Here is a 21,818-nt window from a genome sequence, read left to right as displayed (position 1 = left end):
GCACGAAATATGAAACAAAAATAGGGCAATAAATTAAATAAAAAATATTTAATTCAAAAAATTGCTCATCGTAAGAATTTTTAACTAAATGGAGGGGATTTATCACCGAAAATGGCGCATATTTGCCTGACGGGGTTTCCGCTGGCTGCCACTGCAGACAGTTCATTAATTGAGCAGAGTTTACCATGCCCCATACTGGCCGGGTAATAAAATACGCGGGCCACCGGGCTTTAGGAACAATGCCAGTCAGAGGGCGTCAGGCACGTTACCATCCCAGGATGCCAGGATGCTGGAATCCCAGGATACTGCACCACACCTACGCCAGCCGCTTGCAGAGCGTCAGGGTATTTTCGCCGTGGTCACTCTGGTAGCGCACCTCATCGACGCTGGCCTGAATAAACATGATGCCCATGCCATTCTCAGGCCAGCTCTCCATATCATCCGGGTCAATCGCCAAATGCTTCTCCTGTTGCAGCAGCGCCGCCGGAATGGGGGTGCCGCTGTCCACTAGCCCAATCTCCAGTACCCTCTCCTCCTCACGGTAGCGCAGTGAGAGGCGCAGCGTGCGCGAAGCATCGTAGTGGTAACCATGCTTGATCACGTTGGTCATCGCCTCACTGAGCGCCAGATCGAGCGGGAACAACCCTTCGTCCCCCAGCGTCAGGGGGCGGGCAAAATCGTCCAGGGCCCGGCTGGCAATCGCCAGGCTGTCTGTGACAGCGGGCAGCGTCAGCTCCACGTCCTGGGGCAAGCTCTCATACATGGCCGCATACCTATCGGTTGAGCAGTTTGTTCAACGCCTCTTCCTGAGTGGGGAACGTCATGAAGATCCGGTCCATGCGCGTCAGTTTGAATAAATTGAGCAAGTTGGCATTCATGGCGCACAGCGCCAGCGTGCCCTTGCCGTTGAGCGACTTCAAAATCGACACCAGCGCGCCGAGGCTGCTACTGTCGATGAAGTCGACGCGGCTGAAGTCAATCAGCAGCTCCGTGTCGCCGCCTCGGATCATCTCCTGCACCGTCTCCTTGAATTTGTTCGATACTGACGCATCCAGCCGCCGCACCACCGGCATCACCAGGGTGACCTGTTCATGTTTCGCTGTTTCGACAATCATGGTTTTTCCTCTTGCTGCACAAAGGAGGATGTCCGCTCTATCACCAGCAGCGAGACATCGTCATTCAGGTTGCTGTTGCCATATTTGACGCCGTTCTGCGGGTCCACCGCATCCAGTTGCACATTGCGCCACTCCAGCAGCGCCAGCTCCAGTTGGAGGAAGCGCTCGGCGCGCGGCAGGGCGTGGTTGTCCCCCAATAGCGCGCGCAGGCGTGCCTCGCCAAACTGCTCGCTCTCCTCGTTTTCGCACTCGCTGATGCCATCGCTGTAGAGGCAGAGGCACTCGCCCGGCTGGAGAGTGAAGGCGCAATCTTCCCAGCTCAGGGTGTCAAACAGCCCCACCGGCCCGCCCCCCTCGCCGATGGAGGTGGTGGCCCCATCCGCATGGACGATAAACGGGGTCGGGTGGCCCGCCTGACAGAGCCGCCCCCGGCCATCCAGCGTGTTGATCACGCCATAGATCATGGTGAAGTAGCTCTGCACGTCATCATTTTCGTAACAGAAGCGCTGGTTGAGCAGGCTGACCACCTCATGCGGCGGGGTGATCACCACCCGCCCGGCGTCATCGGTGCGCGCCAAAAAGTTCTCCACCGTGCGGCCATGCATAAACTGGCGGCCCACCGCCAGCGAGTGCATTGCCGCCGTGACGCCATGCCCGGCGACGTCGATGCAGTAGAAGCCGATATGGTGGTCTGGCAGAGCGAAGAACTGGAACATGTCCCCGGAGACATAGGCGGAAGGAATGAAAAGCCAGTCGATGCTGAATCCCTGCAAGCTGACGTTGCGCGCCGGTAACAGCGAGTGCTGGAGCCGCGCCGCCGCTTGCAAGTCCGCCTCCATCTGCTGCCAGGCTTGCACTAGCTTGGCGTTGCGCAGCGCGAGGTTGGCCTCCAGCTTCAGGATGCGCTGACCAGCATAGAGCCGCGCCTGCAACTCACTGGCGTTAACTGGCTTGCTGAGGAAGTCATCGGCCCCCGCCTCAATGCCAGCGGTCAAATCCTCTACCGAGTGGCGCGCCGTGACCAAAATCAGGTAAACGTAGGGGGTGGCGTTGCGGTGGCGGATCGCCCGGCAGAGCGCCAGCCCATCCATCACCGGCATCTCCCAGTCGCTGATGACCATATGGATCGGCTGCTGCTGCAACACCTCCAGCGCCCTCTCCCCTTGGTCGGCCTCAAACACCCGGTATCCCCACTTCTTCAACAAACTGGAGAGCAAAAACCGGTAACTGGAGGAGTCATCCACCACCAGAATGGTGGTTGGCTCGCGCTCGGCGCTCATCACTTGCATAGCACGCTCCTCAAAACGGGATGTAATAGATCAGGCTGATGGTGCCTTCGCGGAACAGGGCGTTGGCGTTGCTGCGCCACGGGTAGCGCGTCCCGCTGTAGTTAGTGTACTGGATGGAGAACGAGCCGGGGGTGTAACCCGAATACCCAAAGCTGTAGGTGTAGTCGGAGTCCCACGGCTGCTGCTGTCGGCTATCAGGATAGTAGAATGCGCTGAACCGAAAGAACCAGTGCTGCACAAAGCTGTAACCGCAGCCGCCTAGCAGGATGCTTTTGTTGTTTTTGCGATCGTTGTCCGCCAGCGAGTAGTAGCGCGGCACCCAGGTGTAGCCTACCTGGCAGGTCAGCGCATCGCCCTTTTGCAACAGCAGGTACTTCTCCAGCTCCTTGGGCAGGCTGAACTTGTACGCGCCCGTCCAGGAGCCTTGCTCCGGGTAGGTGCGCCGGTTGTTGGAGGTCGGGAAGAAGCGGTTATCGCCATAGTTGCCGTAGACCAAACTGAAGGTATTGGGGTGCCAGTCGTCATAGCCAAAGCTGTAGCGGAAATCGGCGCTGTATTTGTTGATGTTACGCAGTGGCATCCGGAAGGTGACGTTGGCAAACCAGTAGCTGAAGGGCGAGTATTGCAGGCTCAGCAGCAGCCGTTGGTTGAGCTCATTCTTCTGGGATGCCGAATCCTGCCCGGTAGGGATGCTGACCCACTGATCCTTCAGCCCGCTGTTGAAGGAGAGCGCGCCAGAGAACTTGGCATCATCTCCATAGAACAGGCGGCCCCAGCGGCTGGTAAAGACGCGCACCTTCTCTGTGCTGCCGCCGCTGTTGACGGTGGGCTTCTGCGCGGCGGAGCCAACGTTGTCCGGCACGCTGCCGGGCACGGTTTTTTTGGTGGGATCGGGCGGCGGCTTGACGGCGGCGGCTTGTCCAGAGAAGGGGTTGCGCCCTTGGCTCTTTTTGACCACCGGCGCGCTAGCCGTCTCCGCCGCCCCGCAGGCAGCCGCCACCGCCAGGCAGCACAAGCCGCCCAGCCACCGGCTGCCCCTCCCCCGAACCCGCCTGCTCAATGCCCCCATATCACCTCTGTCACGCTGCCACATACCACTCAATTTGGAATAAATTTGCCACCCACCTCATACTTCGCCATCAGCCATAGCGCCATCAGGATGGCGGCATGAACCACGGTGTTGCGTATCCACGCCTGCTGCCACAGGTCAAAGTGCACCAGCTGGCTGGCCATCAGCACGAAGTAGACGTGGATAATGAAGGTGTAGAGCGAGTGCTGACCCAGGGGGATCAGGAACCAGCCAACCGCCCGCTCAATGGGCCGCCACAGGTAGGTCAGCACCAGATAAACCGTAATGATCAGACAGAAGTCATCCAGCACCCGCATCGGCCCCAGCGCATTTTTTGCCGCCAGCGTGCGGTAAAACCAGTTAAAGTCCGCCGGCGAGATGACGTGCATCATCAACGCTGGCGGCATGAAGGGGTTGGTGTGGTTCTGGGCGATGAACATCATCCCCAGTGCGAAGATCACCATCACCACGATCACAAAGTGGCCCATGCCGGTGCGCGCCAGCGAGGTCAGCTCATCCTTGTACCAGCCGCAGCACATGCCAAGCACATAGATCAGCTGCCATGCCAGCAGCGGGAAGGCGAACTCAAATTGTGACACCGTCAGGCGCACATGGTTGAACTGGTAAAATACATACAGCGCCAGTGAAATCAGCAATAACCAGGCGATCCGTCCGCGTGACAGCATCCAGAGCATCAGGGGGCTGGCGAGCAGCAAAAAGATATAGAGGCCGAGGATTTGGGTCTGGTGCGGCCCTATTTGTAGGTAGAGAATAATATTGAACCACGTCTCGCGAATTTGTGGCGTCACGGGAATTAGCGAGTAGGAGATACCGGCGTAGCGGTCAGTAAAATGGGTAATTTCAAAGGTATTAATAAAAGGCACCTGCGCCAGCAGCAGCACCGAAAGAATAATGATCAGATTCACCTGGTATATTTTCCACGCGCGCCGCACCAGGTTATAGGAAATAGTCAGCAGGTACTCTTTCTGCAAGCGTATACGGTTCAACATCCCCAGCATAAAGCCAGACATAATGACAAAGCCTTCCGCGCCGGTGGTTAATCCCAGCCGCTCCCAGGTAAATATATTGAAAACCGACATCACCTCGGTATGGGCGACCACCATCATCACCAACGCAATGCCACGCAGCATATCAACCCGCAAATCGCGACGGCCTGGCACCGCATAGCGCCAGGAGACCCGTTCGGAAACGTCTGAAATGACTGTATCTTGTGCTGCCATACTCGCCCCGCGCACTCCGCAGATTTAGGTTAGGGAGATTACTGATTTCTAGAGTGTAGACGAGTTCCCCCGGCTAATGGGTGGGAAACTGCTTCGCGCCAAATTACGTGAGTCCTCTCACAGAATAGTAGGTGAATTTTTCGCTATGTCGCGGTTGTTTCGATAAAAAATTGCCTTGAAACCTTTTTTAGCTGCACTAGACTCAAATGACATTGCGCCAATGCCCCTTATCGGTAAAGAGCGCGAGGCCAATCAATAATACTTTATAATTCAGTAGCATTTCTGTTTTTGACACCGGGAAACGTAGCGCCTTTGCGCATTTATTCTTGTGAAACGATGAACAGGAATGCCCATGGCTTTCTATTTTTCCAATTTTGAACACCGGAAACCGCCAGAACCACTAAAAACCCCCTGGATAATCCAGGTACTGTGGCAATGCCTTGCGGTGGCAGCGCTTATTCTGGGCGCCAACTATATCCGCTGGAGATGGATGTCATCGCTCAATTACGATGCGCTCTGGTATGCCATTCCACTGGTGCTGGCAGAAACACTGGCCTATATCGGCACGGTATTTTTCACCATCAATCTCTGGAAAGAGTGGGATGTCCCGCAGCGCCCGGCACCGATCGATATTAATGAGTGCCTGGGGGCGGATGAACAGACAGAAACCCGGCCGCTAAAGGTCGATCTATTTATCGCCACTTATTCAGAGGATGTGGAGCTGGTGCGCATCTCGATTCAGGATGCGCTGAAAGTCACCTACCCGGCGCCGATTGATTTCAAGATCCATGTGCTGGATGACGGCCGCCGCCCGGAAATGCGCGCCGTGTGCGAGCAGGAGGGGGTGAACTACATCACCCGCGAGACCAATATCGGCTACAAGGCCGGTAACCTGCGCAATGGCATGGAGCAGACCGACGGCGACTTCCTGGTGATCTGCGATGCCGATACCCGCGTCTTCCCGACCCTGCTGACCCACACCATGGGCTACTTCCGCGATCCAGATGTCGCCTGGGTGCAGACGCCACAATGGTTCTATGACCTGCCGGAGGGACGGCGGCTGCCGGAGGCCCTGCGCCGTCGGCTGGGCGTGGTGGGCTACGGCCTTGGCAAGGTGACCGAGGCGGTGGTTGGCCCGGTGACGCTGGGGCGCGATCCCTTCTTCAATGACGCGCGGATGTTTTATGAGGTGATCCTGCGCCGCCGCAACTGGGCCAACGCCTCATTCTGCTGCGGCGCAGCTTCCATCCACCGGCGTGAGGCGGTGATGCAGGCGGCGCTGCGCAGCTATGTCTGGGCGGTGGATGAGGAGGTGGCACGCTTCACCCGCGACATCCCGGATGCCGACGCGCGCGAGGCGCTGGAGCAGGCGATGCGGCCGCACGTGATCATGGACACCGAACTGACCCCCTACAAATTCCATGTCTCGGAGGATATCTACACCTCCATTGTGCTGCATGGCGATACCGAGCGGCGCTGGAAGTCTGTGATGCACCCGCGTACTGAGTCCAAAATGCTGTCGCCGCAGGATCTGCTCACCTGGATGATCCAGCGCTTCAAGTATGCCGCTGGCTCGATGGATATCCTGCTGCATGACCCGATTTTTAGCCGTAAGCGCTTCCGCCTGAGCCTGCCGCAGACCCTGATGTATGGCACCACCTTCTGGTCCTATCTGGCCTGCCTGTGGAACACGGTATTTTTGATCTCGCCGCTGATCTACCTGTTCACCAATATCCCGCCGGTGTCGGCCTACTCCCAGCCGTTCTACCTGCACTTCCTGCCGTTCTTCATCGTGTCGGAACTGGCCTTTATGTTCGGCACCTGGGGGCTGTCCGCCTGGGATGGGCGCTCCTCCTATCTGGCGCTCTACTCGATGAACTTGCGGGCGCTGGACACGGTATTGCGCGGCGAGAAGATCAAGTTTCACGTCACGCCGAAAGAGCGTCAGCAGGGAATGTTCCTCTATCTGGTCAAGCCCCAGCTGGCGATCGTCGCCCTGACGCTGCTTGGCCTGATCTGGGGCGGCATCAAGGTGGCGAATGGCGATATTGAGGACCCTTCCGGTTACATCATCAATATCTTTTGGGGCGGGGTGAATATCGCCGCCATGATGCCGATGATCCTGGCGGCGATGTGGAAGCCGGACACGGCTGCGTCTGATGAAGAAGAGGGCGTCTGATATGTCATGGAAAGAGAGCCTGTTGCCAGCCCGCAGTTATGTCACCATCCTGCTGGGTTTCCTGATTGGCTTTGGCATCGTGCTCTATGTGGAGAAACACATGCCGCCGGTGGTTGAGGAGAAAGCTGGTTATACCCTGAGCAAGGATTTCCCGCCGCTGCCCCAGCAGCGTGACCTGACCTTTGACGAGGCGGTGTGGGCGCGCGTCGCGTGGCAATACTTCGCCAACAATACCCAGCTGACCGGGCTGGCAAACGCCCAAGACCAGCGCCCCTACACCTCGCTGTGGGACACCGGCAGTTACCTGATGGCGCTGATTGCCGCCCGCCAGCTCGATATTGTCACGGCAGAGGAGTTTGACCAGCGAATTTCCAAGGCATTGACCGCCCTGAGCCTGCTGCCGCTGCTGCCCTCTGGCGTACCGGGCAACTGGTATCAGACCCAAACGCTGGAGCTGCTGCGCGACCCGGCCGATACCGAGGCCCCCACCACCCCGGCGGTGGACATGGGGCGGCTGCTGGTGCCGCTCACCGTGCTGATGTGGCGCTACCCCTACCACGCCGCACAGGTGCAGGAGGTGCTGGCGCAGTGGAACCTCAACAGCCTGTTTGAGAGCAGCACGCCCGCCACCGCCACCAGCATCCAAGTCGCCCACTGGGATCTGGGGGCCAACACCAACCGCAGCGGTTATGGTTTCCGCCTCTACACCGCTGGCACGCTGCGCATGGTCAGCCCCTCCGCCGGTATCGCGGTAACCCAGCCGCCGGAGGGGGTCAAGCTGGTACAGATTGATGGCTACGCCATCCCCAGCGATGGCTTCCGCCGCGGCGTCGACCAGGAGGCGCCCACCATCATCACCCTGCCCTATGTCCTGACTGGGCTGGAGATGGGCTTTGACAGCCGCAGCGCCGAGTTCGCCTGGCGTATCGTGCGCATCCAGCAACGGCTCTATAAGGCCACCGGCAACTACACCTCGGTGAATACCGACTATGCCGAACAGGCACCCGACTTTATCGCCAACCTGCCCGGCCAGCAGCCGGTGCAGGATGCCACCGTGCAGCGCAGCGACCTGCCGCCGCCGCGCATCCTCTCCACCCGCTCCGCCTTTGGCTGGTACGCGCTGTTCCGCAACGCCTGGAGCGAAACCCTGCGCACGCAGGCCGTCCCGCTGCTAGTACCCGGCAAGGGGTGGTATGAGGGCTACAGCGGCAATCAGGCGGTGAACCAGATTATTAGCGCCGACACCAATGCGGTGGTGTTGGAAAGCCTCAGTTATATCGCGCATGGACAACTGTTATGCCTGGCCTGCGTCCCCCCTTCATCCATGCCGATGAACGATCGGAATAAAGGAGTACTCCCATGAGACCATCGTCCGCCACTGTCTCTTCTGCTGTCCGCCCGGCGCGGCGCTGGCTGGCATGGCTGGCCATGCTGGCGGCGCTGTGGCTGCTGGCGGGCGGCGTGCAGGCCGCCACCACTGAACTGCCGTCGCAGCACTACCCGGTGCGCCACGGCGAACTGACGCCGCGCGAGCGGGCCATTGCCGTCAATGCCTGGCAATACTTCGTCGCCAACTACCAGCCCACCACCGGGCTGGTGAACGCGGTAAACAAATACCCCTCCACCACCATGTGGGATACCGGCTCCTATATCGGCGCGCTGGTGGCGGCGCGCGAACTGAAGATCATCGACAAGGCCGAGTTTGACCAGCGCATGATCAAGCTGCTCAAAACGCTCAACACGCTGGTGCTCTACCAGAACGAGATGCCAAATAAGGCTTACAACACCATCACCGCGCAGAAGGTGAACTATCTGAACAAACCGGGCGACATCGGCTTCTCCGCACTGGATATCGGCCGCATGTTGCTGTGGCTCAAGATCGTCAAGGAGCGCTACCCGGAGTATGGCAACAGCATCGATAACATCGTGCTGGGCTGGGACTTCACCCACACGGTGGACGACTGCGGCACGCTGTATGGCGCTTACGTCGGCCCGGACAAGAAGCCGGTCTATGTGCAGGAGGGACGGCTGGGGTATGAGGAGTACGCCTCGGCGGGCTATCAGCTCTGGGGCTTCAAGACCTGCCAAGGCTCCCGGCCAGAGCCATATTCGCTGGCGAATATCTACTGCGTGCTGGTGCCCTATGACACCCGCGACCCGCGCCTGACCAGCCAGCACAACTATGTGGTGACCGAATCCTACCTGCTGCACGGTCTGGAGATGGGCTGGGACAAGGCAGATGACCGCGAGGATCGGGTCAATGAGTTCTCCCACCCGTGGATGAAAAACTTCGCCGACCGTGTCTATCAGGCACAGGAGAACCGCTACCTGATCACCGGGGTGCTGACCGCCCGCTCGGAACACCAGCTCGATAAAGCGCCCTACTTCGTTTATGACACGGTTTTCTCTGATGGCTTCAACTGGAACACCATCACCGACAAGGGCAAATATGTGCCGGAAGTCTCCGCCATCTCGCTGAAAGCGGCGCTCGGCATGTGGGTGCTGTGGGACTCGGCCTACACCGACCGGCTGCTGGATACCATTGAGAACGCCAATGAGAAGGGACTGGGCTACTACGAGGGGATCTACGAGAACGGCGACGGCCCCATCCGCGAGTTCACCGGCAACAACAACGGCATCATGCTGGAGGCGCTGCTCTACAAACAGGAGGGCCGCCTGCTGAAGTTCAATACGGACAAGCCGAAGGCGCATGACTTCGCGCCCTCGCTGTGGGAGAAGCGTCTGGTGGATGCCTTCGAGGAGAACAACACCAAACGCAACCGGCCTTTCATCAGCTCCACGCCCGGCGTGAAGAACTGGTGTGAGCAGACCGGCGTGGCACAGCGTACCGAGCCATCCTGCCAGTCCTGTAAATGCGCGGCCTGCCAGAATGAGGATGCGCCGATCAAACTGCCTCCGGTGGCGATGTCATGCTTAAAACCGTAAGCCTGATCAGGCTTGGCCTGTTGCTACTGATCGCGGTGGCGATCGCGCTGGTCTTCTCCTCTTTTCAGGAGAGTCAGGGCGGCCGCTACCTGCGCAGCGGCGCGTGGCACTATCCGGGGCGGATGGGCGAACTGACGGCGGAGGAGCGCCAGTGGGCAGAGGTGGCCTGGCGCTACTTCAAGAACAATACCCAAAGCGGCACCGGCCTGATCAACGCCAGCGACAACCGGCCAGTCACTAACCTGTGGCAGATTGGCGACTCGCTGATCGCCCTGACGGCGGCACGCCAACTGGCGCTGATTGATGAGGTGGAGTTTGACGACCGGCTCACCCGGCTGCTGGCGACGCTGAACCAGCTGCCGCTGACCAACCTGAAAACGCCGAACCTGCTCTACAACACCAGCAATGCCACCATGGTCAACTACAGCAACAAACCGGCGATCCTCGGCTGGTCGGCGCAGGACATCGCCCGGCTGATGACCGGCTTGCGCATCGTGGCGCTCTGGCACCCCGCTTACAGTGAGTACCTCGACCGGGTGATCATGCGCTGGAACTTCTGCAACGTGGTGGATGACAAGGGGCAGCTGCTGCGCGGCGGGATGCGGGACGGCAAATTGATGCCGCAGCCGGAGGGGCGGCTCGGCTACAGCGAGTATGGCGCGGCGGCGCTCAGCCTGTGGGGCTTCCCCTCGGCGCGCTCAGTGACGCCGCCCTACCAGTCGGTGATTGTCGATGGCATCGCGATTGATGTCGATGCCCGTGACCCACGCACCACCTACACGCCGGCGGTGGTGACCAACACCCCCTACGTGCTGGGCGGGCTGGAGTATGCCTGGCAGACGCCGGGCGAGGACGCCACCCTGCTCACCATGCAGCAGAAGCGGGCGCAGAATATCTACCGCGTGCAGGAACAGCGCTGGCAGAAGGAGAAGGTGCTGACGGCGCGTGATGAATTTAACCTCAATGCCGAGCCGTGGCATATCTACGACACCATTTTCGGCAACGGCTACGCCTGGAACACGCTGGGCGACAACGGCAACTACTACCCGACGCGGGCGCTGGTCTCCACGCGGGCGGTGTTTGGTCTCTGGGTGCTGTGGAAAAGCGACTTCACCGACGCGCTGATGACCATGACCCGCCTGACGCGCGACAACCAGCGCGGCTGGTATGAGGGGCGCTTTGAGGCCACCGGCGGCTACAACCGCATGATCACCCTGACCACCAATGCGATGGTGCTGGAGGCGCTGTTCTACAAGCACAACTATGGCCCGCTGATCCGCAGCGTGCCACAGGAGAGCTACTTCAATACCCGCCTGAGCGATGTCTTTAACCCACCCCGCTTGTGCATGCCGCAGGAGCGCAAACCCGGAGGACAACAGCCATGAGTTTCTCCTATGATGCCGTTTTCAATGACAGCTACGCACGCATTACGGACAGTGATAACGGGGAGCGTTTTTTCAACCACTTCTACCAACTGTTCGTCCACAGCACCGCCGAGATCGAGGCCACCTTCCTGGAGCAGGATGAGGCGCGCATCCGCAAGATTGTCTACAAGACCTTCTTTTACATGCTGTCGGTCTCCAGCACCCACAATGTCTCCAACTACCTGATCAATATCTCGCGCACCCAGGATGCAGAGGGGATCAAGCTGCCGCCAGCGTTCTACGCCCACTGGAGGCGGGCGATTCTGGAGACGGTGCGGCGGCTCGATCCTGACTGTGACGAGGAGATCATCACCGCCTGGGCGATGGTGATCGCCCCCGGCCTTGAGTATGTGCGGCGGCAGGCGGAGCTGTTCCACGTCATCGCGCCGCCGGCAGTCCCAGGAACCACACCATGAAAAATGCCATCTTTGCGGCGCTGGACCATATCAATGCCGCGATCTTGATTTACGATGCCGAGGAGCGGCTGGTCGCCTTCAACGAACAGGCGCTGGACTACTATCCGGCGGTCAAGGATCTGATGGTGCGCGGCACGCCGCTCCATGCCCTGATTGAGGCGTTCATCACCTCCGGCTACATCTCCGAGATTGCCGATCAGGGGGCGCTGGCCGCCGTGCTGACCGAGCGCTGCCGGGTCGATAACCACTTTGAGATCCGCAAGCTGCCGGGGCGCACGGTGTTCGTGCAGCATAACCGTACCCCGGACGGCGGCATTGTCAGTTTGCATACCGACGTCACCCATTTCGCTGACATCCTCGCCTCCCGCAACCAGCTGCATGATGACTTTATCCTCGCCGCCGAGGCGACCCACATCGGCATCTGGGACTGGGACTATTTGCAGGATCTGGTGCAGGTCAATGACGCACTGCTGATGTTGCTGGGCTACCCGCGCCGCAGCTGGAAGTACCGCTCCGATGACTGGCGCGGGCTGATCCACCCGGATGACCTGCCCACCGCCGCCCGCCTGCTGAAAGAGGCGGGCACCGACCGGATGGCGGTGTTTGAGTGTGAACTGCGTATCCTGCACAGCGACCAGCAGTACCGCTGGTTCCTGCTGCTCGGGCAGGTGATCAGCCTCGCCAACGACGGCGGCATCGGGCGGGTGATCGGCACCATGCAAGACATCACCCAGCGCAAAAAGGCAGAGGCCGCCTCGTTGCAGGCAGTGGAGATGGCGAAAGCCGCCAGCCAGGCCAAGAGTGCGTTCCTCGCCAACATGAGCCATGAGATCCGCACGCCGATGAACGGCATCCTCGGCATGACCCAACTCTGCCTCGACACCGAACTGACGCCCGAGCAGCGTGACTACATCACCATGGCCCACAGCTCCGCCCGCGTGCTGTTGAAGGTGATTGATGACATCCTCGACTTCTCCAAGATTGAGGCCGGCAAGATCACGCTGGATATGGAGGAGTTCGCGCTACGCCCCTTCCTGCAAGGGATCATGCGCCCGCTGATGCCAAAGGCGACCGAAAAGGGCATCGAGTTGCTGGTGGATGTCGCGCCCGGCATCCCGGAGTACATCTACTGTGACTCGGTGCGGCTGCGGCAGGTGCTGACCAATCTGGTCAGCAACGCGCTGAAGTTCACCCACGAAGGCGAGGTGGTGATGAGCATCACCCCCGGTATCGCCGCCCAGCAGCTCTCCTTCGAGGTGAAGGATACCGGTATCGGCATCCCGCCAGAGAAGCAGCGGCTGATCTTTGAGTCCTTCAGTCAGGCCGACACCTCCACCACCCGCAAATATGGCGGTACTGGCCTTGGCCTGACCATCTCCGCCCGGTTGGTGGAGATGCTCGGCGGCGAACTGCGCGTCGCCAGTACGCCCGGCAGCGGCAGTACCTTCTTCTTCGCCCTGCCGGTGCTGAAAAAAGTGCCGCAAACGGCCGGGCCGACCCACGTACCCGCGGTCATCAAGGGCACGCGCATCGCGGTAGTGGATGACAACCAGACCAACCTGCGGCTGATGCAGGAGATGCTGCGCAATATGGGGCTGCAACCCTTCACCTTTAGCAGCGGGCAGGCGGCGCTGGACGCGCTCGAAATCTCGCCGGACTTTCCGCTGATCCTACTTGATGCCCAGATGCCGGATATGGATGGCATGACGCTGGCGCTGGAGATCACCTCCACGCCGGAGTTGCGCCACAGCAAGCTGATTATGCTCAGTTCGATGGGCCGCTACATGGATACGGCGGTGCTGAAAAAGATTGGCGTGGTGCACTTTCTCAACAAACCGGTAGACCAGAATGAGCTGTTCAGCGCCATCGTACAGACGCTGGCGCCCGGCGCACCCGCCACCGTTGCGCCAGCGGCCCCGGCCGCGCCGCCGGTCGCCGCGCTTGCGCCACAGGGCCAGCAATACCGCATCCTGCTGGCGGAGGACAATCTGGTGAACCAGAAACTGGCCGTGCACTTCCTCGGCAAGCTGGGCCATCAGGCGGACATTGCCAACAATGGGCTGGAGGCGCTGGAGATGAGCGCCCGGCAGGAGTACGACCTGATCCTGATGGATCTGCAAATGCCGGAGATGGATGGGCAGAAAGCCACCCAGATCCTGCGCCAGCGCGAGGCGTTCGCTACCCCGCCGCACCACTTCCCGATCATCGCGATGACCGCCCATGCCATGCAGGGCGACCGCGAATACTGTCTGGAAAATGGCTTCGATGGCTACATCGCCAAGCCGGTGATGCTGGATGCGCTTTCGACCGAAATTGCCCGCGTGATGGCCAGTCAGCAGGGCGCGCTAGCGCCGGCGGCCCCCGTGGCGACGGATGACCCTGCCGAGGCAGTCGATTATGCGCTGATGCTAGAGCGAGTCGGCCACGATAAAGAGTTGCTGGTGGAGCTGATCGGCATGTTCCTGCTCGATATTCCGGTGCTGCTCGACAACCTGCACCGGGGCGTGGCGCAGCATGACAACGATGCCGTCAAACGCAACGCGCACAAAATGAAGGGCGAGGCCGCCACCTTTGCCTGCGAGAAGCTGGTACAGGCGCTCGGCCAGCTGGAGCAGGCGGCCGAAGCCGATGACACCGCCGCGATGGCGACGCTGGATAGCCAACTGGATACATTGTGCCAGCGCGTGAATGATGCCCTGACACAGATTAAGGAGACGCCATGAAAAGGTTACTGGTCGCCGCTGGCGCCCTGCTGTTGCTGGCCGGGTGCGCCGATCGCACCGCCCAAGGCCCGTCCACCCAGTCGTTGGCCGGCAAGTGGCGGGTGCATGACGCCAACGATCCCGCGCTGGCCGGGTGGCGCGCCGACGATGACCAGTGGCGGTCCCTGCGCGTGCCAGCCAACTGGTATGTCGCCGGGCTGGATCACCAAGGGGCGCTCTGGTATCGCACCCAGTTCTCCCTGCCGCCGTTGCGCCCGGACAACATGGCGACGCTGGTGTTCAAGGGGGTGGATTACCATGCCGATGCCTGGCTCAACCAGCGCCCGGTGGGCCGCCACACCGGCTATTTCCAGCGCTTCTCCCTCGATATCAGCGAGGAGGCGCGGCGCGACAACCAACTGGCGGTGCGTGTCGATAGCCCCTTCGAGTCGCCGGACTCCATCTGGCCGCTGCATAAGAGCGTGATCAAGGGGGTCTTCTCACAGCATGACGCCCGCCCCGGCGGGGCCTGGACGAAACAGGGGCAGGATGCCAATACCGGCGGCATCTGGGCGCCAGTGGACGTGCACATCAGCCGCGGCGCGGTAATTGATAACGTGCTCACTACCCCGGCGTGGCAACAGGGGCTGGCGCACCCGGCGCTGACGCTGGCGATTGACTATCGCACCAACCGCGACCGCCCGGCCATGCTGCATATCCGCGTCAAGCCGCATAACTTCTCCGGCAAAAGTTACACCTTCAACCAGCCAGTGAATCTGGCCTACCAACGCAGCGGCGCGCAATCCTTGCAGGTGACACTGCCGATGGAGGGGGCGGCGCTGTGGTGGCCGAAAGGGTATGGCGAGCCCAACCTTTATGAGGTGGAGGTCAGCCTGACGGACAACCTTGGCGTGATGGACCGCACTACCACCCGCACCGGGCTGCGGCAGATCGTCAAGCCCGCGCAGGGCGGCTGGATGATTAACGGCAAGCGCATCTTCCTGCGCGGCACCAACTACATTGGCTCCTCCTGGCTGAGCGCCATGAAGCCCGCCGACTGGGAGAAAGATCTGGAATTGCTGGAGGAGATGAACGCCAACGCCATCCGTGTGCACGGGCATATTGCCAGCCATGAGCTGTATGAGCTGGCGGATGAGCGTGGAATGCTGATCTGGCAGGATATGCCGTTGCAGTGGGGCTATAACGATAGCCCAGAGTTCGCGCAGGAGGCGGCGCGGCAGGCTACCGATGCCATCCGGCAGTATGGCAACTACCCGTCGATCATTGTCTGGGGCGGGCAGAATGAGCCGCCGTTTGATTCACTCTGGATGCAGAAACGCTTCCCGGACTGGTATCCGGAGATGAACAAAAATCTGGCGCAGAAAGTAGCGGACGCGCTGGCACAAGACACTACCCGCATCATGCACCCGTGGTCATCCGTGACTGAGCACTTCTGGCAGGGGTGGTACTTCGGCACCATCAATGACTTCCTGCAACCGGCCAAGAACGGCATCATTACTGAGTTTGGCGCGGAGGCGCTGCCGAATCTGGAGACGCTGAAGACCATCATCCCGGAGAAAGATCTCTGGCCGGCCACCACCCAGCCGGGCGATCCGGGTTGGGCAATCTGGAAGTACCACAACTTCCAGCCGGTGCAGACCTTCCAGTTCGCCAAAATCGAGCGCGGGCCGACTATCCAGACTTTTATCGAGAATACCCAGCGCTATCAGGCTGACTCCGTGCGCACCGCCGCTGAGAGCTATCGCCGCCAGCGCTACCAACCGGTGAGCGTGCTGTTCCAGTTTATGTTCGTCGAGACCTGGCCCTCCATCAACTGGGGGGTGATGGACTATCGCCGCCAGCCAAAACTGGGCTACTACGCGTTGCAGAAAGCCTACCAGCCAATTTTGCCCTCCATTGAACCAGTTACGCTAAACTGGAAAAGCGGCGCGGCCGGGAAGGTCAACCTATGGGCCATCAATGACACCCTGAAGGCTTACCCGAAGGCGCGCCTGGCATGGACGATTACCCAGGATAACCGGGTATTGGCAGCGGGCGAACAGCGTCTGGATATGGCGGCTGACAGCGGCGTGAAGCTGGCGGCGGCCAGCGCGGTGCCACAGGGCGGCGCGCCAGTGACGGTGACCAGCCGCCTCTATGACCGCTGGGGCAATCTGCTTGGTGCCAATGACATCGACTTTACCCTACAAAAATAAGCAGGAGGCTTAATGCGTCATCCCTTTCGTGCCCCGCACCGGCTGTCGGCCGGTGCGGGCCTGTTACTGCTCGCCCTTGGCTGCGGAGCCGCCCCCATGACACCCCTGACCATCGCGGAAGATTTCAACGAGAATCTGCCGCTCAGCCAGGCGGTCACCGAGGTGAACGCCGATCGCAGCATCACTTTCCGGCTGTTTGCGCCACAGGCGCGGCAGGTTTCGGTGGTGGTGGGCGCGCTGCCGCGTACCCGCATCAGCTACCCGATGGAGAAGAACGGTCAGGGCGTCTGGCAGTACCGGCTGGCGCCACAGTCGCCCAATCTTTATGAGTACTACTTCAATGTGGATGGCTTCCGCAGCATCGACACCGGCAGCGCGATGCCGAAACCGCAGCGGCAGGTAAACACCAGTCTGGTACTGGTGCCCGGTAGCCTGCTGGATGAGCGCGCAGTGCCGCATGGTCAAGTGCATGGCCTGACCTACCACTCCAAGGCGCTGGACAAAGAGCGGCATCTCTACCTCTGGTTGCCGCCGGGCTACAGCCAGGCTGACAAGCCGCTGCCAGTGCTCTACTTCTACCACGGCTTTGGCGATACCGAGAGTTCGGCGCTGGTGCAGGGCCGCTTCGCGCAGATCATGGATAACCTGCTGGCAGAGAAGAAGATGACGCCGATGGTAGTGGTGTTCCCGGACACCGAAACTGACGTTACCGAGGCGGTGCCGGAGAACTTCCCGCGTCAGGAGCGGCGCAAGGAGTTCTACCCGCGCAATGCCAAGGCGGCTGACCGTGAGCTGGTGGAGGACATCATCCCGCTGATTGAGCAGAGTTACCGGGTGCGCACCGACGCCGAAGGGCGTGGCATCGCTGGCATCTCGCAGGGCGGCTATCAGGCGCTGGTCTCTGGCATGAATCACCTCGACCAGTTTCGTTGGCTCGCCAGCTTCAGCGGCGTGACCACCGTGACCGTGCCGGATGCGGGCGTGGCGCAGGCGCTGGCCGATCCGCAGCGCATCAACCGCCAGCTGAAAGATTTCACACTGGTGGTTGGTACGGATGATGACGTGACCGGCAAGGACATCAACGACCTGAAAAAGCAGCTGGATGAGAAGCAGGTGAAGGTGGACTTTCACAGCTACCCCAAGCTGGGGCATGAGATGGATGTATGGCGGCCCGCCTATATCGACTACGTGCAGAAGGTCTTCAAATAGCAAAAAGCCCGGCAGTGCCGGGCTTTTTTATCAGGCGGAGACTTAGACGTTCACGCCGAAGCTTTTCGCCAGTGCAGACAAGCCACCTTCGTAGCCCTGACCCACAGCCTTGAATTTCCACTCGTCATTGTGGCGATAAAGCTCACCGAAGATCATCGCGGTTTCGGTCGCGGCATCTTCTGACAGGTCATAGCGCGCCAGTTCAGTCTGGTCATCGTTGTTGACCGCACGAATGAAGGCGTTGCTGACCTGACCGAAGTTCTGCTTGCGCTCGTCCGCTTCATAGATGGTCACGGCAAAGACCACTTTCTTCGCAGCGCTATCCACTTTATCCAGGTGGATCAGCAGTTGCTCATCATCGCCCGCGCCTTCGCCGGTGCGGTTGTCACCCTGGTGGATCACGCCGCCGCAAGCGCTGGTTTTATTGTTGAAGAAGATGAAGCTGGCATCAGAGAGCACTTTGCCATCTTCGCCCACGATGAACGCCGAGGCGTCCAGGTCAAAGGCGTTGCCATCGGTCTGGCGGGCATCCCAGCCCAGACCGAACAGCACGGATTTCATGGAAGGGGCTTCTTTGGTCAGGGAGACGTTGCCGCCTTTTTTCAGTGAAACTGCCATACTTTTTTCCTTTTCGTTAATGTTTTGAAGATCAATCGCGCCGTCCACGACGGCGCGGGGCCAGCCATCAAGCCGCGTTAATGCCGAAGTTTGCGCACAGCGCCGACAGGCCGCCGCCAAAGCCCTGCCCTACCGCACGGAATTTCCAGTCACCGTTATGGCGATACAGCTCGCCGAAGATCATCGCCACTTCAGTGGAGCTATCCTCTTGCAGGTCATAGCGCGTCACTTCGTTGTTGCTCTCTTCATTCACCAGACGGATAAAGGCGTTGCTCACCTGACCGAAGTTCTGGCGGCGCGCGGTCGCGTCATGGATGGTGACGGTAAAGACAATCTTGTCGACGCTGGCAGGCACTTTCGCCAGTTCCACCGTCAGCTTCTCATCATCGCCATCACCGGCACCGGTGCGGTTGTCGCCCTGATGCACCACGGAACCGCAGCTGGAGCGTAGGTTGTTGTAGAAGATGAAGTCATTGTCCTGTGAGACCTTGCCATTGGCTTGCAGCAAAAAGGCTGAGGCATCCAGGTCAAAGTCCTGCCCATCCGTAGAGCGGGCATCCCAGCCCAGACCCACCACCACTTTTTTCAGGCTTGGGTCGGTTTTGCTCAACGAAACATTGCCGCCTTTGGAAAGTGAAACACCCATGTGGTTCTCCTGTTATCTGTAAAGAGGGCGGGCATCGCCCGCCGGTATGAAAATTTATCCCTGACGATCGTCTGCCGGCGCATCTTTGCCGGGGAACATGACGCTCGCCAGAATGCCAAGGGCCAGCACGCCCAGTACCACGTAGAGGCTGGTGGTGGCGCTGATGCCGTAGCCGTGGTGCCAGAGGTGGTCACTGGCGTTCAGGCCCAGTTTGAACGCGATGAAGAACAGTAGCACAATGACCGCTTTTTCCAAGTGCACCAGGTATTTGCGCAGGGCTTCCAGCACAAAGTAGAGGGTACGCAGGCCAAGGATGGCAAACATCATCGCGGAGTAGACGATCAACGGCTCACGGCTGACCGCAATCACCGCCGGTACGCTGTCAAAGGCGAACATCACGTCCGACAGCTCCACCACTGCCACGCAGAGCAGCAGCGGCGTGGCGTAGCGCACACCCTTCTTTACAGTGAAGGCGAAGCCCTGATTCTCGGGCTTGGCCAGCTCAGCGCTTACTTCCTCTGACTTCAGCAGGAAGCGGTTGCCCGCCAGCTTTGGCCAGACCGGGAAGAAGCGGCGTACCAGACGATTGGCGAGGTGATCGGAGTAGTCCTCAATCTCCTCGTCGTCGTCGCCAGCGCGCAGCATCATCACTGCCGTCCAGGCGACAATCACCGCAAACAGCATCTCGACCCACGGGCCAAGCATCAGCAGGCCCGCGCCGATCGCCACGAAGATGGCACGAAATACGATGGCCCCAATGATCCCCCAGTAGAGCACGCGGTGGCGATAGCCGTCAGGCACTTTGAACCATGCAAAGATGGCCATCATCACAAACAGGTTATCGACCGACAGCACCTTCTCCAGCGCATAACCAGTGACAAACAGGCTGGCGATCTCCGCGCCGTGGTGGAAATAGAGGAAGGCGGCGAAACCCAATGCCGTCGCCACCCAGAACAACGACCACATCACCGCGCTTTTCAGGCTGATCGCCTTATCGCCACGGTGGGCCAGCAGGTCAATCAGCAGCGCGGCCACGGCCAGCACCACGAAAACAATGACCGTTTCAGCCGGGAAACCAATCAGGGTAGATTCCATCGTGTACTCTCAGTTAGAAGAATTCGTCAGGCTTCAGGCCCAACTCATGGCAGATGGCAATCAGTGCCTGCTTCTCCGCCTCATCAAAATCTGCGTCGCTCTTGGCGATCATCACGCCCAGACGCACCGCCGCACGGGCCTCCTCCGGCTTGTTGCGCAGCTTGCCGATCACCTTCAGGCACTCGGAGCGCCCAATATCCAGATCGAAATCAAACTTCTCGGAGAGCTTCTGGAATTCGCGGATCACTTCATCAGTGCTGAAGACCTTGAGCGCGTCACTGATTTCAAAGTACTTCACCAGCTTCTGCTTCTCTTGCGGCGAAACCACGCCATCGGCAAACGCGATATAGGTGCCGGTCGCCACGCAGCCCTGCATGAAGTCTTTGCTCTTGTAGCGGCTGACCTCGTTTAGGAAGGTTTCGCGGCCCTGATTGAATTTATTTTTGGCCCAATCAAACATAGTGTTTTCCTCGTAAAAGATTACTTGCTGCCTGCCCGCCAGTTGAAACCCCAACCGTAGGCTTTATCCATCGGCTCATGGCCGGCGAAATAGTCATTCAGGCGCTCCACCTTCAGGGTGCCCTGGGTGTTCTCTAGCCGGGCGATGGCGCACATCATGTTGCGGCTGCCGCCTTCGGTGAGGCGGGTCTCAATCGGCGGCTGCTCTGGCAGTTGCAGCGTGACCACGCCGTCGGTTTTCGCCCAGTTCGGCACGCCCTTATAGATGAAGGCGAACACCACCACCTCGGCAATCTCATCCCAATGCGCGCCATTGATGTTCAGCCACTCGCCTTCAGAGCGGGAGCCAGTGCGGTCATCGCCCTCCAGGTGCACATAGGGGAAGCGGTCAAAATCACCGAAGCGGTTGCCGAGCGCCTGAATCAGGTCTTTCTCACCATTTTTCAGGCGGACGTAAGCGCCGAGATCGAGGTCAATGGCGTTGAGCTTGTTGAAGAAGCCGCCGCCGCTGCCGCGGTTCCAGTTCAGGTTGACGCGGATACGGCCGAAGCCCTGGCTCTTGCTCAGGTTGACCGACTTGGTCAGGTTGATGGTCGGCTGCTCTTTGGTCAGCGTCACCTTGCTGAGGTTGATTGGCGCGGGTTTCGGGGCCGGTGCGGGAGCTGGCGCTGGCGCGGGGGACTCCTCCGCGGCCTCATCAATGGTCACGCCATAGTGCTCGGCCAGCGGTTGCAGCCCGCCATTGAAGCCCTGCGCGACAAAGCGGAATTTCCACTCGCCGTTGCGGCGATACAGTTCGCCGAGGATCAGCGCCGCCTCGCGGCGCCCCGCCAGATCCACCTCGCCCGCCAGTTGCGGCTGGCCGTTGTACTCAACACCCACGGAAAGGGAGCGCAGCGCCTGCACTGACTGACCACCCTCCGGCGTAATGGTGAAGGCCACTTTCTGCACGTCGGCGGGCAGCGCGCTGAGGTTCACGGAGAAGGCGCTGGTTTCGCCCTCGGTCAGCAGGATCAGCGAGCGATCCTGGCTCTGTTTCTGGCCGTAGAAGACAAAATCGTCATCCTGGCGAGTTTTGCCCTGTTCGTTCAGGCGAAACGCGGAGACATCCGCGGCCACGCCGCTCTTGATGCGGATGATGACCGTGGTGTTTGGCACGGCGGCATTGCCGCCGGCAATCAGTTGGGTCGCCAT

Annotated in this window: 18 protein-coding genes; 8 read left to right on the top strand and 10 right to left on the bottom strand. The window is 60.1% G+C overall.

The genetic code is table 11. The annotated features are described in order from the left end of the window. Positions 1 to 316: 316 nt before the first annotated feature. The 5 genes from ACK3SD_RS19270 to opgC all read right to left on the bottom strand — a co-directional run bounded on the left by ACK3SD_RS19270 (position 317) and on the right by opgC (position 4,714). Positions 317 to 763 carry an ATP-binding protein gene (locus ACK3SD_RS19270; RefSeq protein ID WP_137765631.1) on the bottom strand — a complete coding sequence of 149 codons (447 nt, stop codon included), beginning with the start codon at positions 761 to 763 and terminating at the stop codon, positions 317 to 319. Positions 764 to 773: 10 nt separating this feature from the next. Beyond that, positions 774 to 1,115 (bottom strand): STAS domain-containing protein, encoded by a 342-nt coding sequence (locus ACK3SD_RS19265; RefSeq protein WP_481127707.1) that lies wholly within the window; start codon positions 1,113 to 1,115, stop codon positions 774 to 776. Beyond that, entirely contained in the window at positions 1,112 to 2,404 is a 1,293-nt protein-coding gene (locus ACK3SD_RS19260) for a PP2C family protein-serine/threonine phosphatase (RefSeq protein WP_481127706.1), read from the bottom strand. The genes ACK3SD_RS19265 and ACK3SD_RS19260 overlap by 4 nt, the downstream gene beginning before the upstream one ends. Positions 2,405 to 2,414: 10 nt before the next feature. Continuing rightward, positions 2,415 to 3,278 (bottom strand): hypothetical protein, encoded by an 864-nt coding sequence (locus ACK3SD_RS19255; RefSeq protein WP_481127835.1) that lies wholly within the window; start codon positions 3,276 to 3,278, stop codon positions 2,415 to 2,417. 224 nt (positions 3,279 to 3,502) lie between these two features. Then, positions 3,503 to 4,714 carry an OpgC domain-containing protein gene (gene opgC, locus ACK3SD_RS19250; RefSeq protein WP_481127705.1) on the bottom strand — a complete coding sequence of 404 codons (1,212 nt, stop codon included), beginning with the start codon at positions 4,712 to 4,714 and terminating at the stop codon, positions 3,503 to 3,505. A gap of 352 nt (positions 4,715 to 5,066) precedes the next feature. Here opgC and ACK3SD_RS19245 point away from each other — a divergent pair, with 352 nt between their 5' ends. From ACK3SD_RS19245 to ACK3SD_RS19210, 8 genes are all read left to right on the top strand, one after another. After that, positions 5,067 to 6,893: a glycosyltransferase gene (locus ACK3SD_RS19245; RefSeq protein ID WP_481127704.1), complete on the top strand. Its 1,827-nt coding sequence runs from the start codon at positions 5,067 to 5,069 to the stop codon at positions 6,891 to 6,893. A 1-nt stretch (position 6,894) separates the two neighbouring features. Further along, positions 6,895 to 8,256, top strand: coding sequence for a DUF3131 domain-containing protein (locus ACK3SD_RS19240; protein ID WP_481127703.1), 1,362 nt, complete (start codon positions 6,895 to 6,897; stop codon positions 8,254 to 8,256). Between the two features lie 65 nt (positions 8,257 to 8,321). After that, the gene (locus ACK3SD_RS19235) at positions 8,322 to 9,839 is read left to right on the top strand and encodes a DUF3131 domain-containing protein (protein ID WP_481127834.1); all 1,518 of its coding nucleotides are present in this window, start codon (positions 8,322 to 8,324) and stop codon (positions 9,837 to 9,839) included. Then, positions 9,824 to 11,224: a DUF3131 domain-containing protein gene (locus ACK3SD_RS19230; RefSeq protein ID WP_481127702.1), complete on the top strand. Its 1,401-nt coding sequence runs from the start codon at positions 9,824 to 9,826 to the stop codon at positions 11,222 to 11,224. The genes ACK3SD_RS19235 and ACK3SD_RS19230 overlap by 16 nt, the downstream gene beginning before the upstream one ends. Further along, positions 11,221 to 11,679 carry a Globin gene (locus tag ACK3SD_RS19225; protein ID WP_481127701.1) on the top strand — a complete coding sequence of 153 codons (459 nt, stop codon included), beginning with the start codon at positions 11,221 to 11,223 and terminating at the stop codon, positions 11,677 to 11,679. Before ACK3SD_RS19230 ends, ACK3SD_RS19225 begins: the two co-directional genes overlap by 4 nt. Further along, positions 11,676 to 14,402, top strand: coding sequence for a response regulator (locus ACK3SD_RS19220; protein ID WP_481127700.1), 2,727 nt, complete (start codon positions 11,676 to 11,678; stop codon positions 14,400 to 14,402). The genes ACK3SD_RS19225 and ACK3SD_RS19220 overlap by 4 nt, the downstream gene beginning before the upstream one ends. Beyond that, the gene (locus tag ACK3SD_RS19215) at positions 14,399 to 16,597 is read left to right on the top strand and encodes a glycoside hydrolase family 2 protein (protein WP_481127699.1); all 2,199 of its coding nucleotides are present in this window, start codon (positions 14,399 to 14,401) and stop codon (positions 16,595 to 16,597) included. Before ACK3SD_RS19220 ends, ACK3SD_RS19215 begins: the two co-directional genes overlap by 4 nt. Positions 16,598 to 16,639: 42 nt before the next feature. Beyond that, positions 16,640 to 17,806 carry an alpha/beta hydrolase-fold protein gene (locus tag ACK3SD_RS19210; RefSeq protein ID WP_481127833.1) on the top strand — a complete coding sequence of 389 codons (1,167 nt, stop codon included), beginning with the start codon at positions 16,640 to 16,642 and terminating at the stop codon, positions 17,804 to 17,806. A 42-nt stretch (positions 17,807 to 17,848) separates the two neighbouring features. On the opposite strand, the gene ACK3SD_RS19205 is transcribed toward ACK3SD_RS19210, so the two are convergent. The 5 genes from ACK3SD_RS19205 to ACK3SD_RS19185 all read right to left on the bottom strand — a co-directional run bounded on the left by ACK3SD_RS19205 (position 17,849) and on the right by ACK3SD_RS19185 (position 21,818). After that, positions 17,849 to 18,424 (bottom strand): TerD family protein, encoded by a 576-nt coding sequence (locus tag ACK3SD_RS19205; RefSeq protein ID WP_137765622.1) that lies wholly within the window; start codon positions 18,422 to 18,424, stop codon positions 17,849 to 17,851. 67 nt (positions 18,425 to 18,491) lie between these two features. After that, positions 18,492 to 19,070: a TerD family protein gene (locus tag ACK3SD_RS19200; RefSeq protein ID WP_137765621.1), complete on the bottom strand. Its 579-nt coding sequence runs from the start codon at positions 19,068 to 19,070 to the stop codon at positions 18,492 to 18,494. A 54-nt stretch (positions 19,071 to 19,124) separates the two neighbouring features. Beyond that, complete coding sequence (locus ACK3SD_RS19195; protein ID WP_137765620.1) at positions 19,125 to 20,165, bottom strand: TerC/Alx family metal homeostasis membrane protein; 1,041 nt, start codon at positions 20,163 to 20,165, stop codon at positions 19,125 to 19,127. 13 nt (positions 20,166 to 20,178) lie between these two features. Further along, complete coding sequence (locus ACK3SD_RS19190) at positions 20,179 to 20,625, bottom strand: tellurite resistance TerB family protein (protein WP_481127698.1); 447 nt, start codon at positions 20,623 to 20,625, stop codon at positions 20,179 to 20,181. Between the two features lie 20 nt (positions 20,626 to 20,645). Next, positions 20,646 to 21,818: a TerD family protein gene (locus tag ACK3SD_RS19185; RefSeq protein ID WP_481127697.1), complete on the bottom strand. Its 1,173-nt coding sequence runs from the start codon at positions 21,816 to 21,818 to the stop codon at positions 20,646 to 20,648.

This window comes from Chimaeribacter sp. YP20170169 (assembly GCF_056739715.1).
Note: the sequence above shows the minus strand (reverse complement) of the source record. Positions and strands in the feature narration are given on the sequence as shown.